This is a genomic window from Paraburkholderia sp. BCC1884, from assembly GCF_900996225.1.
In the GTDB taxonomy this organism is placed as follows: domain Bacteria; phylum Pseudomonadota; class Gammaproteobacteria; order Burkholderiales; family Burkholderiaceae; genus Paraburkholderia.
The window spans coordinates 1,282,373-1,295,696 of record NZ_CAAJGL010000068.1 but is presented as its reverse complement, the minus strand read 5'-3'; the positions used below and the strand labels follow the sequence as shown (position 1 = coordinate 1,295,696).

Annotated in this window: 14 protein-coding genes; 5 read left to right on the top strand and 9 right to left on the bottom strand. The window is 64.3% G+C overall.

The window, feature by feature from the left end:
* Positions 1-69: 69 nt before the first annotated feature.
* On the bottom strand, positions 70-972 hold the full coding sequence (locus FQ705_RS12590) for a shikimate dehydrogenase (protein WP_144141218.1): 903 nt from the start codon (positions 970-972) through the stop codon (positions 70-72).
* Complete coding sequence (aroQ, locus tag FQ705_RS12585) at positions 969-1,424, bottom strand: type II 3-dehydroquinate dehydratase (protein WP_144141216.1); 456 nt, start codon at positions 1,422-1,424, stop codon at positions 969-971. The genes FQ705_RS12590 and aroQ overlap by 4 nt, the downstream gene beginning before the upstream one ends.
* 321 nt (positions 1,425-1,745) lie before the next feature.
* Between aroQ and FQ705_RS12580 the strand changes: the two genes are divergently transcribed.
* The 3 genes from FQ705_RS12580 (at position 1,746) to FQ705_RS12570 (ending at position 4,582) form a co-directional block, all read left to right on the top strand.
* Entirely contained in the window at positions 1,746-3,629 is a 1,884-nt protein-coding gene (locus FQ705_RS12580; protein ID WP_144141214.1) for a bifunctional sugar phosphate isomerase/epimerase/4-hydroxyphenylpyruvate dioxygenase family protein, read from the top strand.
* Positions 3,630-3,834: 205 nt separating this feature from the next.
* On the top strand, positions 3,835-4,167 hold the full coding sequence (locus FQ705_RS12575) for a hypothetical protein (RefSeq protein ID WP_144141212.1): 333 nt from the start codon (positions 3,835-3,837) through the stop codon (positions 4,165-4,167).
* 154 nt (positions 4,168-4,321) lie between these two features.
* Positions 4,322-4,582, top strand: a complete 261-nt coding sequence (locus tag FQ705_RS12570; RefSeq protein WP_144141210.1) for a hypothetical protein — start codon at positions 4,322-4,324, stop codon at positions 4,580-4,582.
* Positions 4,583-4,589: 7 nt separating this feature from the next.
* Here the strand turns inward: FQ705_RS12570 and FQ705_RS12565 are convergent, their stop codons facing one another.
* The 6 genes from FQ705_RS12565 to FQ705_RS12540 all read right to left on the bottom strand — a co-directional run bounded on the left by FQ705_RS12565 (position 4,590) and on the right by FQ705_RS12540 (position 9,498).
* Positions 4,590-4,919, bottom strand: coding sequence for a hypothetical protein (locus FQ705_RS12565; protein WP_144141208.1), 330 nt, complete (start codon positions 4,917-4,919; stop codon positions 4,590-4,592).
* A 10-nt stretch (positions 4,920-4,929) separates the two neighbouring features.
* Positions 4,930-5,697, bottom strand: coding sequence for an AraC family transcriptional regulator (locus FQ705_RS12560; RefSeq protein WP_144141206.1), 768 nt, complete (start codon positions 5,695-5,697; stop codon positions 4,930-4,932).
* Positions 5,698-5,860: 163 nt separating this feature from the next.
* Positions 5,861-7,135 (bottom strand): FAD-dependent oxidoreductase, encoded by a 1,275-nt coding sequence (locus tag FQ705_RS12555; RefSeq protein WP_144141204.1) that lies wholly within the window; start codon positions 7,133-7,135, stop codon positions 5,861-5,863.
* On the bottom strand, positions 7,135-7,407 hold the full coding sequence (locus FQ705_RS12550; protein WP_144141202.1) for a (2Fe-2S)-binding protein: 273 nt from the start codon (positions 7,405-7,407) through the stop codon (positions 7,135-7,137). The genes FQ705_RS12555 and FQ705_RS12550 overlap by 1 nt, the downstream gene beginning before the upstream one ends.
* Entirely contained in the window at positions 7,400-8,545 is a 1,146-nt protein-coding gene (locus tag FQ705_RS12545) for an NAD(P)/FAD-dependent oxidoreductase (protein WP_144141200.1), read from the bottom strand. The genes FQ705_RS12550 and FQ705_RS12545 overlap by 8 nt, the downstream gene beginning before the upstream one ends.
* Entirely contained in the window at positions 8,542-9,498 is a 957-nt protein-coding gene (locus FQ705_RS12540; RefSeq protein WP_144141198.1) for a 4-hydroxyproline epimerase, read from the bottom strand. Before FQ705_RS12540 ends, FQ705_RS12545 begins: the two co-directional genes overlap by 4 nt.
* Positions 9,499-9,714: 216 nt before the next feature.
* On the opposite strand from FQ705_RS12540, the gene FQ705_RS12535 reads away from it, so the two are divergent.
* On the top strand, positions 9,715-10,620 hold the full coding sequence (locus tag FQ705_RS12535; protein ID WP_144141196.1) for a dihydrodipicolinate synthase family protein: 906 nt from the start codon (positions 9,715-9,717) through the stop codon (positions 10,618-10,620).
* Between the two features lie 34 nt (positions 10,621-10,654).
* Here the strand turns inward: FQ705_RS12535 and FQ705_RS12530 are convergent, their stop codons facing one another.
* A complete protein-coding gene (locus tag FQ705_RS12530) occupies positions 10,655-11,380 on the bottom strand; it encodes a response regulator transcription factor (RefSeq protein WP_144141194.1) in 726 nt (241 codons plus the stop codon).
* A gap of 397 nt (positions 11,381-11,777) precedes the next feature.
* On the opposite strand from FQ705_RS12530, the gene FQ705_RS12525 reads away from it, so the two are divergent.
* Entirely contained in the window at positions 11,778-13,079 is a 1,302-nt protein-coding gene (locus FQ705_RS12525; protein ID WP_144141192.1) for an MFS transporter, read from the top strand.
* Positions 13,080-13,324: the final 245 nt, after the last annotated feature.

Sequence of the window (13,324 nt, the reverse complement as noted above, 5' to 3'; positions counted from 1 at the left end):
GTTTTTGTCTCCTCGATCGGGTTGATGCACCCGTGGTTTATCCGTCGAAAGCCGGCGCTGCGCTGCCGGTTATCCCTGCAGCAGCGACTGGAAGTGGCCGTACACGCGTTCGGCGTCCGGCTCCAGGCCGGTGAAGATGCGCATCGCGTCCACCGCCTGGTACACCGCCATGCCGCCGCCGCTCAGCGTGCGGCAGCCGAGCGCATCGGCCGCTTGCAGCAACTCGGTGCGGATCGGGAAATAAACAATGTCGGCTACCCACAGATCGCGGTGGAGCAATTCGGCTGGCAACGGCAAGCCGGGCAGCTTGGTCATGCCAGTGGGCGTTGCGTGAATCAGGCCGGTGGCGTCCGCGAGCGATCCGGCAAGCGATTCCCCCGCGCCGACCTTGCTGGCGGGGAAGCGCTTCTGCAATTGCTCGGCAAGCGAGGCGGCGCGTGCGGCATCCACGTCAAATAGCGTCAGCGTTTTTGCGCCCATGGTCAGCGCGGCGTGGGCAACGGCCGCGCCCGCGCCGCCCGCGCCGAGCTGCACCACGCGCTCCATCGACACATCCGGCAAGCCGCGCTGGAACGCGCGCGCGAAACCCGACCAGTCGGTGTTGTGGCCGATGCGTTTGCCGTCCTTGAATAGCACCGTGTTGACTGCGCCCAGAGCGCGCGCGTCGTCGGAGAGTTCGTCCAGTAGCGGAATCACCGCCTGCTTGCACGGGTAAGTGATGTTCAGACCGTTGTAGCCCATGCGTTCGGCGGCAGTGAGCAGATCCGGCAACGCGGCGATGTCGAGCTTCAAGGCCTCCAGATCGAGCCGACGGTAGACGTAGTGCAGCCCGAGCTGGGCGCCCTCTTCTTCATGCATCGCGGGACTCAGCGAGCCGCCGATACCCGAGCCGATCAGACCGACCAGATAGGAATGCGCGGTTGCCTGCGCGTGGGTTCGCGCGTTCGCCTGTCTGGGTGCTTGTGGGTTCATTTCGCCGCCCTATTCTTAAGAATGGTCGCCATCCGCTCCAGGGCGAGGACATAGCCTTGCGTGCCGCAGCCGACGATGATCGCCTCCGCCACCGCCGAGACATACGAGTGATGCCGAAACGCTTCACGGCGATGCACGTTGGAAATATGCACTTCGATAACAGGCTTTTCGATCGCAGTCAGCGCGTCGGCGAGCGCCACCGAAGTATGCGTATAGGCCGCCGGATTGATCACGATGCCCTGCACCCTGGTGCGCGCCGCATGCAGCCAGTCGATCAGCTGATGTTCGGCGTTGGACTGACAGAACTCGACGTCGAGATCGAGCCGGTCGCCTGCATCGCGGCACAGCTTCGCGACGTCGTCGAGCGTTTCCGAGCCGTAGATGGCTGGCTCGCGTGTGCCGAGCAGATTCAGATTCGGCCCGTTCAGGACCAGTACGGAGGCAAAACTCATGACGACCACTCCTGCAAAGTAACGCGTCGTGCCTGCCACGGCACTTGCCGCGGCGCGACAACGTGAAGCGAAGTGTGCGCGCATCGGCGGTCGCCGTCATTCGGGGTTTATCCGAATTTGTACCATCTAGTTAGTTTGTATAGACTGTCTAAAAATCCCGTTATTGTGGGCATTTCTGGCCTGTGTCTTGCGGTCTCGAGTAACGGACTCGGCCATTTTGCGCACTGCAACATGTTTTCTGGCAAGGCGCGCGGCGCACCGGCGGGTCGCCGCCACGCGTTTTTCCCAACCGCCGTTTGACTGTTTTTGCAGGAGCCGTCCATGCAACGTTCGATTGCCACCGTGTCGATCAGCGGAACCCTCGTCGAGAAGCTGACCGCGATCCAGGCGGCGGGCTTCGAAGGCGTCGAGATTTTCGAAAACGATCTGCTGTATTTCGACGGCTCGCCCGCCGACGTGCGGCGCATCGCCGAAGACCTCGGGCTGAAAATCATGCTGTTCCAGCCATTCCGCGATTTCGACGGGGTCAGCGCGGAGCGGCTCGAGCGCAATCTGGACCGTGCCAGACGCAAGTTCGACGTGATGCACGAATTGGGCACGGACCGCATTCTGGTATGCAGCAACGTCTCGCCCGAGACGATCTGCGACGACGCCCTGATGACCGACCAATTAGGCGCGCTGGCCCGCGCGGCCGAGTCGGCGGGCGTGATCGCGGGATACGAAGCGCTCGCCTGGGGCAAACATGTCAAGACCTACCGGCACGCCTGGAAGCTCGTGAACGCAGTGAATCACCCTAACCTCGGGCTCGTGCTGGATAGCTTTCACACGCTTTCGCTGAACGATACGGTGGACGCCATCGCCGGGATTCCGGGCGAACGCATCGCCTTCGTGCAGATCGCCGACGCCCCGAAGCTCGCCATGGACGTGCTCGAATGGAGCCGCCACTACCGCTGCTTTCCGGGCCAGGGCGATTTCGATCTGGCCAATTTCACCGCGCAGGTCGTGAAAACGGGCTACCAAGGGCCGCTCTCGCTGGAGATTTTCAACGACGGCTTCCGCGCCGCGCCCACCACGATTACCGCGGCCGACGGCCATCGCTCGCTACTGTTTCTCGAAGAGCAGACCCGCGCGCAGCTGGAGGCCGAACGTCAGCCGCCTGGCGACCTTTACCGCTCGCCGGCCGCGCCCGCGCATGTCGGCTATCAGTTTCTCGAATTCGCGGTCGATCCCACCACGCGCGCGCAACTCGTCGACTGGCTCGGCAAACTGCGCTTTCGCCAGGCGGGCCGGCATCGGTCGAAGGATGTGACCTTGTATCAGCACGGCGCGGCGTCGATCGTGCTGAACGCCGAGCCGGACTCGTTCGCCAATGCGTTCTTCCAGCAGCATGGTTTGTCGCTGTGCGCCTCGGCGTTTCGCGTGGACGACGCCAGTCAGGCGTTCGAGCGCGCCGCCGGTTTCGGCTATGCGCCGTTCTCCGGCCAGATCGGCCCGAACGAGCGCGTGCTGCCCGCCGTGCAGGCCCCCGACAGCAGCCTGAATTATTTCGTCGACGAAACCCCGGACCAGCCCACGCTGTTCGAAGCCGACTTCGTGCTCACCGACGTCAACGGTCCGACCGAAGTGGGTCCGCTCAGCCGCATCGATCACGTGTGTCTGTCGGTGCCGGCGACTTCGCTGGATACGTGGGTGCTGTTTCTGCGCACCGCGCTGGGTTTCCAGGCCGAGCCCGGCGTGCTCGTGCCGGACCCGTATGGGCTCGTCCGCAGCCGCGCGCTGCGCAGTCATGACGGCTCGGTGCGGATCGTGCTGAACGCGTCGGTCGATCACCATACGGCGGTGGCCGAGGCGCTGCACACGTACCACGGCTCCGGCCTGAACCACGTCGCGTTCAGCACCGGCGACATCTTCAGCGCGATTCCCGAATTCGTCGCCGACGGCTTGCCGGTGCTGCGCATTCCGCGCAATTACTACGACGATCTGGCCGCCCGCTACGCGTTGCCCGACGCGACACTCGACGCGCTACGCGCCCTCAACATCCTGTACGACCGCGACGAACGCGGCGGCGAGTTCTTTCACGCTTACACCGAACAGCTCGATCATCGCTTCTTCATGGAGATCGTCGAGCGCCGTGGCGGCTATGACGGTTACGGCGCCGCGAATGCGGCCGTGCGGCTCGCCGCGCAGGCGCAGCGGCGCAAATAGGCGGCCAGTCGACTCCAACCGGCATAGCGCACGCGCGTCGAGCCAGCCAGCTGCGTCAATTCACCAGGCACGGCACGTGCGGACAAACGGAGGACCCGCGCGCCGCATCGATATAATGGCGCCTGATCCACGGCCGGCGCCGCGCGACGCCGCGAAATGCGGGCGTTGCACGCACCGTTCGGCCGAATGACACGCCAGGAGAGATATGAAGAAGTTTGCCGTAGTCCTGTCAATTCCCTTACTTCTCAGCGCTTGCGCTTACTTTCAGAAGAACCCGGACGCGGGCGAGCCCGTCACCGATACCACCACGCAGCGCTCCGTCGACGACGTGGTCGCCTGCCTGACTCAAGTCGCCACGAGCCACAACGCCTCATTCAAGTCCACGGGCATCCCGCAAGGCCAGATGCTCGACTTCGGCGACTCGAACATCATCAAGGTACGCAGCGACAATGGCGCGACGACTTACCGTTTTTATGCGGGCAAGCGTCACGTGAACAACCTGTGGATCGAGCAGGCAGGCAAAACCTGCGCCCCATAAGGCTTTGCGCCGGTAATGAAGCGTAATTGTGACAATCGGTAACTTCTTCGGGTGCAATCTTCGTGTCACGGTGTTACAGGACAATGGTGTCTTAAGAATCGTTTAAGACTTCGTCCGCATCATCCACCGGACATTACCCGCACGAGGTGCGCACATGAACAAGCCCGACCACAACATCAACGACACGCCGGCGCCGGCCAAGCGGCCTACCATCCTGCGCCGCCTGCTGAGCCACCACGAACTCGCGACCCTGCTGCTCCTGCTGCACGCGCCGATCGACGCTCTCGCGAAACCCGAGATTCCGCAGCTTCACGAGGCCGGCCTGATCGAAACAGTCGCCGGCGATGCGGGCGCCTCGCACATTCGCCTGACGAAGGAAGGCAATGCGGTGCTGCGCGGACTGGGCATACGCTAAGGCGGGCTCATGCCTGCCACACGCCATAGCCTGCTTCGCGTAAGCCGATTGCAAGTTCGATTTCCATATCCTGTGCGCCGCTGTACGGCATCGGATTGAACACTTCGTACAACTCGGGCACCAGGCGCAGACCGTAGTCGCGCACATAACGATTAGCCTGAATCCCGGCCTTATGCCGGTCGAATCGCAAGTCCGGGTCCAGTCCCGTCATCCCCACATACACGCAAGGCTTGTCGAACCGGTAATCCGGATTCGAGCGACGAAACTTGGCCTCGTTCCAGACCGTGTCGTCGAGCAGGACGACATAGACGTAATAGTGATGCTTGCGACGGACCATGTGCTGCGGCTCAGCTCCGCGAGGTCCCGTGCAGCAGCATGCGATATTCGGTCGGCGTAACACCGACGGTCGCCTTGAACTGCCGCGTGAAAGCGCTGTGATCGGTATAGCCGCAGAGCGCGGCGACATCGGTGACCTTGTCGTGCGAAACCAGCAAGGCGGTGGCCGCGTCCAACCGGGTTTTCAGCAAAACCTGGCGCGGCGTCAGATGAAACACCTTGTGAAAGTAGCGCTCCAGTTGAGCGACCGACATATCCGCCATGGCGGCCAGCTGCTTCAGATTCAGCGGCTGCACATAGTTTTGCTGGATGGATTGCACGACCGCGGCAAGCCGGCTATAGGCCGGGTGACTGCTCTCGTCGGCGCGTAGATCGCGCGAGGTGCCGGCGAGGCCCACTACCTTGCCCTCGGCGTCCCGCAGCGGCTGCTTGCAGGTCAGACACCAGCCAGGCTGACGGCCCGGATAAAGATGCAATTCCAGCTGGTCGGTCATCTGGTTGCCGACCTCGATGATCGCTTTGTCCTGCGCGGTATAGATGCGCCCGAAGCGACGCGGGAACACGTCTTCGGCGGTCTTGCCGAGCAGCGCGGCTTTTTCCTTGAAGCCGCAACGCGATGCCAGCGTGCGATTGACGAGCGTGTAGCGCGCCTGGGTGTCCTTCACGAAGAACACGACGTCGGGCATCGCGTCGAACACCGGCTCGAGCAACCTGAAATGCGTCAGCATGCTGGAGAGCGTTGCATCGTCAGGTTCGAGCGGATGAGCCAGCGTGTTCATCGTGCGGGGTCCGTGTGTCGGTGCGTTGGAGGGGGCGGCGCCTGGCGGCTTGCGCGTGCGGTCGATTATAGAGCCGCGCGACCGATGACAATATGCGGGCGAGCCTGGAGCCTTGGCCTGGCCCTGGCGTGACGTGCGTTCGCCGCCGCACTAACCGTGCCGTTCATTCAGTGACAGACGCCTCGGCCTGTATCAACGTGCCGATTTGCGCCGGGCTGAACGGCGGACGCGGTTCCACCGTCGACCAGCCGAAATACACGCTTGCCGCGGTACCGCAGATTTTTCCCTGGCATGCGCCCATGCCGCAGCGCGTGTGCAGCTTGGCCTGGCGCCAGTCGGGAAAGGCGCGCACTTCACCGACGCTGACGTCCTCGCAACGGCAAAGCAGCGTCGTGTCGGCGGGCGGTGTGCGCGCGACGCCGCTCAGCGCGAACGCCTGGTCGACGCGCTGGGCAAAACGACGCCACCGCGCCCGCTGCGCATCCAGTGCCATGCGCTCTTGCGCAACGCCGCTCGCCACGATTCCCGCGATCTCGCCTTCCACACTCGCCAGTTCCGCGCCACCGACACCGGTGCACTCGCCCGCGGCCAGCACGCCATCCACCGAAGTCCGCTGTTCATCGTCGACGACGATCTCGCCCGCTTCGCTGATCGCGCAACCCAGCGTCTGCGCCAACGTGATGTTGGGCACGAGCCCGTAACCGCACGCAATGCGCTCACAATCGAGCGTGACCCTGCGCCGCCCGCGCCGTAGGGTCACCTGCTCAACGCGCCCTTCACCGAGTGCTTCATGCACCATACTGCCGGTCCAGTAATGCACGCCCGCAAAACCGCGCGTCATGCGGATGGCTTGCTGCAACTTCACAGGCTCGCGCAATAGCGAAGCGCCAAACCGGGCGATATTGCGCGCGGAAGCCTGTTCGACAATCGCCACCACCTGCGCGCCGGCCTCGCGCGCCGTGGCCAGGGCCGCGATCAGCAAAGGGCCGCTGCCGGCAATCACGATCCGCTCTCCACGCACCGGCATACCGCCTTTGATGAGCGCCTGAAGCGCGCCCGCTCCCGTCACGCCGGGCAACGTCCATCCCGCGAATGGCAAGAGGCGCTCGCGCGCACCCGTTGCGAGTATCAAGCGTTCGTAGGCGAGGCTCACGCCGCCGTGCACGGCCGATTCGATCAGCAAGGCGCGCGGACCAAGCGGCGCAACCACCCGTGCCGACGGCCAATAGGTGAGGTTCGATCGCTCATCCAATGCAGCGAGCAAAGCGCGCAACGGCGTTTGCGTCGAATGGCCCGGCCCCTGCCGCCAGATCTGACCGCCGGCGCGCGGATTGTCGTCGAGCAGCGCGACGCTTGCGCCCGTGCGCGCCGCGGCAAGCGCCGCATGCAAACCAGTGGGACCGGCGCCGACCACGACGATATCGAAGCGCTGTTTCATCACGCAGCCGCCGCTGTCTGGGTGCACACCGTCTGACCGTCGCGACACAGCGTCTGACACGCGAGCGCATGCGCCCGGCCGTCAATCGTCACGCGACACTCCTGGCAAACGCCCATCCCGCAGAACGCCGTGCGCGGCTCGCCACCGACCGATCGCCGCGTGACATGCCGGCCCGCCTGCACGAGCGCCGCGGCCACGGTCGTGCCGGGTTCGACATCGATTGCCCGGCCGTCGATTGTCACGCGGAGGCGCGCCGTCTGCGGACTACTCATGGATCACCTTTTGCGCAAAACGGATCGGCAGATAGGGGACGACGGAAATCGGCACCTCACGCGCAGCCCCTGGGACAATCTGCGCGGCAAGCAGCTTCGCCGTCGCGAGCGAGGTCGTCACGCCCAGGCCTTCGTGGCCCACCGCGAGCCAGGCACCCGGAGCATGCGGTGCGAACTCGCCGGCTGGACCGATCAGCGGCAATCCGTCCGGCGAAGCGGCGCGCAACCCCGTCCATGCGCGAATGCCGTTGAGCGTCGGCAGCGCGGGGAGATAGCGCGCGGCACGTTTGAGCATCTGCGCGAGCACGGGCAGGTCGACGGCGGGGTCCGTCGTATCGAACTGACGCGACGAGCCGATCAGTAGTTGTCCGGTGGGCCGCGGCTGCGCATTGAATGCCACCGACGTACCGAGCGCATGATGCGCGCTCTTGATGTAGCCGAGTTCGAGCAGCTGATGATGAATCAGACCGGGATAGCGATCCGTGATGAGCAGATGTCCTTTCTTCGGCTGCAATGGCAACGAAGGCAACAACTGCTGCGCGCCGAGCCCATTGGCCACGACGACATGCGCTGCACCGACGCGCTCGCCGTTCGTCAGCGTCACGCCGTCCACGCCGATTGCCGCAACCGGCGCGCCGAGCCGCACGCGAATCTTCGCGGCCGCGCTCGATTGCGTCAGCAGCCATTCGGCGGCAGTGGGCGCGTAGACGATGCTGTCGTGTTCAATGCGCAAACCGCCCGTCAGCCCATGCGCGAGCGCCGGCTCGGCAGCCCGCAGGGCAGTCGCGTCGAGTAATTGGGCCGCGACGCCTTGCGTTTCGAACGACGCCTGCATCGCGCGGGCGGCTTGCCACTCTTCGTCGTCGGCGGCGACCCAGAGCGTGCCGCAGCGCGCGAACGCCTCGCGCGAACGCAGCTGTGGCGCAAGCTGCAACCACAAGTCCCGCGAATAACGGCTGAGGGCGAATTCCGCCGGCGAGTCGTTCATCACGACGATATGGCCCATGCCCGCCGCCGTCGCGCCACCGCCGATGCCGCGTGCGTCGAGCACCTCGACCTGCATGCCATGCGTGGCCAGCTCGGCCGCGCAAGCTGCGCCGACAATACCCGCGCCGACCACCAGCACGTCCGCCGTCATGCCGTGCGAATGCCCCAGGCAAAGGGATCGCGCCCGTCGAAACACAGGCGCCCTTCCGCTGTGATGTAGGCGTGTCCGGTGATGGTCGGAATCACCGACACGCCGTCGCCGGCATGCCGGTAACTCGCCTCGAACACACTGCCGATGATGCTTTCCTGGCGCCACACGACGCCTTCGGCCAGCCTGGCGTCGGCGGCGAGGCAGGCCACTTTGGCGCTCGTACCGGTGCCGCACGGCGAACGGTCGTAGGCACTGCCCGGACAGAGGACGAAGCTGCGGCTGTCGATACCGTCGCGTGAACCGGCTCCAAAAAGTTCGATGTGATCGATCAGCGCGCCGTCCGCGCCGGTGATGCGCTGCGCGACCAGCGCCTCGCGAATCGCATCGCTGAAGGTGGTCAGCTCGTCGATATGCGAAGCGTCCAGCGAACGTCCATGATCGGCGACCAGAAAGAACCAGTTGCCGCCCCAGCCGATATCGCCGATCAGCGCGCCATAGCCCGGCACATCGACCTGCACGTCCTTGCGGTAGCGATACGCCGGCACGTTGCGCACGGCGACGCTGCCGTCGTCATTGAGTGTCGCTTCGACGATGCCGACCGGCGTCTCGATCCGGTGACGCCCCGGCCCGATGCGTCCCATGTGCGCGAGCGAGACGACGAGGCCGATCGTGCCGTGCCCGCACATGCCGAGATAGCCGACGTTGTTGAAAAAGATCACGCCGGCTGCGCAGCTGGGATCGTCCGGTTCGCAAAGTAACGCGCCCACCACGACGTCCGAGCCGCGCGGTTCGGTAACCACGCCGGCGCGCCAGTCGTCGAACTGGGTACGCAATACGTCGAGGCGTTGCGCCAGTGTGCCGCCGCCGAGCTCCGGGCCGCCCGACACCACGAGGCGGGTCGGCTCACCGCCGGTATGCGAGTCGATGATGTTCAAGGTTTTCATGACGCTCATGGTAGGAACCGCGCGCCACGACGTCTTGGTGTGCCTGCGCGCTCACCATGACGATTTCAGCACAACCGTCCCCTCCGCCGAGGCGCTGCGGCGAAGCACTGGAACCGCGTGACCAGCTATGCCGAAATCGTCACCCGTCACGCGCGATTCGCGCAAGACGCCGGGATTTTCCCTGCTTACACTGCGCTTCGACTCATCACACTCAGGAGAGCAGTCGTGGCGCATATCTGGGAAGGCGTATTGCCGGCAGTCACCACCAAATTTCACGCGGATTTCAGCATAGACCGGGCGTGGACCGGCAAGAATATCGAAGCGCAAATCGACGCGGGAGTGGACGGCATCATCGTGTGCGGCTCGTTGGGCGAGGCCTCGACGCTCTCGCTGGACGAAAAGCTCCAGGTGCTCGATATCGCGGTCGACGCCTCGCGCGGCCGCGTGCCGGTGTTGCTCACCATCGCGGAAAACAGCACGCTCGACGCCTGCCGTCAGGCCGAAGCCGGCAGCCGCCACGGCGCGGCCGGCTACATGGTGTTGCCGGGACTGCGCTATCTGTCGGACCGGCGCGAAACGCTGCACCACTTCCGCAGCGTCGCCGATGCCAGCTCGCTGCCGTTGATGATCTATAACAACCCGCTCGCTTACGGGGTCGACATGACGCCCGAGATGTTCGCCGAAATCGCTGACGAAAAGAAGATCGTCGCGATCAAGGAATCATGCGGCGACGTGCGGCGTGTGACCGACCTGATCAACGTCGTCGGCGATCGCTTCGCGATTCTGTGCGGCGTCGACAATCTGGCTATGGAAGCGATCCTGATGGGCGCGCACGGCTGGGTGGCGGGTCTCGTATGCGCGTTTCCGCATGAAACCGTGGCGATCTACAAGCTGTTGAAGGCGGGTCGTCTGGAGGAAGCCCGCGCGATCTATCGTTGGTTCGCTCCGCTGCTGGCGCTGGACGTCTCGGCGAAACTCGTGCAAAACATCAAGCTTGCCGAGGTGATCGTCGGACTGGGCACGGAGCCGGTGCGCCCGCCTCGTCTGCCGCTGGCCGGCAACGAACGCAAGGCCGTGGAAGCCCTGATCCGCCAGGCGATCGAAACGCGCCCGGCGCTGCCGTCCCTCTGATCCGGCTGCCGTGTCTTGGGCTGCCGTGTCTTGCTCAGGCTGCCTGCTTCTGCTCCACCACGGCGATCTCGCCCTGACGCAGATGCAGCAGCCGATAGCCGCTCTTGTAGACCGGCTGCAGGCGGAATTCGTTGTGCACTTCGATCTCGAGCAGTAGCCGCAGGCGCGACACGTGACTGTCGATGGTGCGCGTGAATTCGCGGAACTCGCGTCCCCAGACCATCGCAAAAATGTGATCGCGCGACATCACGCGGCCGATATTGGAAAAGAACAGCGACGCCAGCCGGTACTGCGTGCCCGACAGCTGGACCGCCTGGCCGCGCAGCATGACGAGCTGACGATGCGGGTCGAAATGGTAGGGCCCGACGTTGAAACTCGCGGCGCTGAAGCGGTCCGGATAGGCGCGGCGCAGCAACGCCGCCACCCGCTCGCGAAACTCCGCCGGACGCAATGGCAGCGCGACGTAGTCGTCCGCGCCGCCAACGAAGGCGCGCACCGTGATCTCCTCCGACGTATCGCGCGACACGAACATCACCGGCAGGCGATCGCCACCAACCGAGCGTACCGAGCGCAGGACTTCGGCACCGGACAGGCGCGTGCTCTGCCAGTCCAGTATCAGCAGATCGACGGTGGAACGGGCGAGCGTTTTCGACAGGGTCAGGCCGTCGTCGAAGGACGCGCAGCTGTGGCTCGCGGCAGTGAGAACTTTTTCGATCGACTGGCGCATGACGGGGTCACGCTGGAGGATGGCAACACGCATGGGATGACTCTTGGGTGATAACTCGGACGCGATTCTCAAAGGCGCACCCGCTCCCTCCCATAGGAGCAATCCTAATTTACGAGACCCTCGCCTCACACTGACAGCACTTGCGGCGCCTTCTCGTATTCGGTTAGGACCGATCCCAGCACACGGCCCGCGTCGTCATCAAAAATAGCGTGTCGGGGAAACTTTTTCCAATCTAATTAAGCACTTCCCGAAGTGAGCGGCTTTCATCCTGTAAAATGCCGGCCTGGCCCCAGTCGTCATCGCGCAAGCCCTATCCGGGCGGCGCGCCGGTGTCCCGTGCTCTACCCAGCGCTTGCCACACTTCTCGCCCGACGACCGCCGTATTTCCACGCGCTACGTGTGGCTCCCAATTCAAGAAAAGACAGAAGCAATGCAAGCGACAAATCTGGGTGGAGCGCAGGCTGTCACCCCACGCCCTCTTGGGCGCAGCGATTACAAGACGCTCGGTCTCGCCGCCCTCGGCGGGGCGCTCGAGTTTTACGACTTCATCATTTTCGTGTTCTTCGCGCCGGTGATCGGCCAGTTGTTCTTCCCCGCCGCCATGCCGGAATGGCTGCGTCAGGTGCAGACCTTCGGCATCTTCGCTGCCGGCTATCTGGCGCGGCCGCTCGGCGGCATCATCATGGCGCACTTCGGCGACCTGTTCGGCCGCAAGCGCATGTTCACGCTAAGCGTGTTGCTGATGTCCGTGCCGACGCTGATGATGGGCCTGCTGCCCACCTACGCCAGCATCGGCGTGATGGCGCCGGTTCTGCTCCTGCTGTTCCGCGTGATGCAGGGCGCGGCGGTCGGCGGCGAAGTGCCGGGCGCGTGGGTGTTCGTCTCCGAGCACGTGCCGCAGCGGCACATCGGCTATGCGTGCGGCACGCTGACCGCGGGCCTGACGGCCGGCATCCTGCTCGGCTCGCTGATCGCCTCCGCGGTGAATCGCAACTTCGCACCGGCTGAAATCGCTTCCTTTGCCTGGCGCATTCCGTTCCTCGTGGGCGGCGTATTCGGCATGTTTTCGGTCTATCTGCGCCGCTGGCTGCATGAAACGCCGGTGTTCGCCGAACTCAAGCAGCGCAAGGCAATTGCCGCCGAAGTGCCGCTCAAGGCCGTGCTGCGCGACCACGGCCGCGCCGTGATCGTGTCGATGCTGCTCACGTGGATGCTGTCGGCCGCGATCGTCGTGGTGATCCTGATGACGCCGACGCTGCTGCAAAAGCAGTTTCATATCGCACCGGCTACCGCTCTGCTGGCGAACTGCGTGGCGACGCTGTGCCTGACCATCGGCTGCGTGATGGCGGGCTCGATCGCCGGCCGCATCGGCGCGGGGCGGACCATTTTCATCGGCGGCCTTGCGCTGGCGGTGACGTACTACTACATGTTCCAGCAACTCGCCGTCGACACGTCCGCACTGGTGCCGATGTATGCGGTAGCGGGCCTGTTCGTCGGCGTGATCGGTGCGATTCCGTTCGTGATGGTCAAGGGCTTCCCGCCGGTCGTGCGGTTCTCGGGCATCTCGTTCTCGTATAACGTCGCGTATGCCATTTTCGGCGGCCTCACGCCGATCGCCGTGTCGCTGATGATGAAGTCCAATCCGATGGCCGCGCCCATGTATGTCGGCGTGATCTGCGTGCTCGGCGCGTTGACCACGTTTTTCATTAAAGACGCGCCGCAGACGCACTGATTGCGTGGTTTTGTAAAGCGGTATCTGTTCACAACGGCGCGCCCCCTGGCGCGCCGTTGTTGTTTGTGGCGCCGCCATTCGCAGCGGGCGCGACATCGACATTTCATGCCGGTACGAAACATGGTGCGCCGCATCCGTCCTACGATGTCACACATTGGTCACGCTCATTCGAAACCTGATGCGGTAAAAACAAATCTAATTTGGCCGTTTTCGACAAATAAATCTGCTCCGTGGGCCCTAACGAG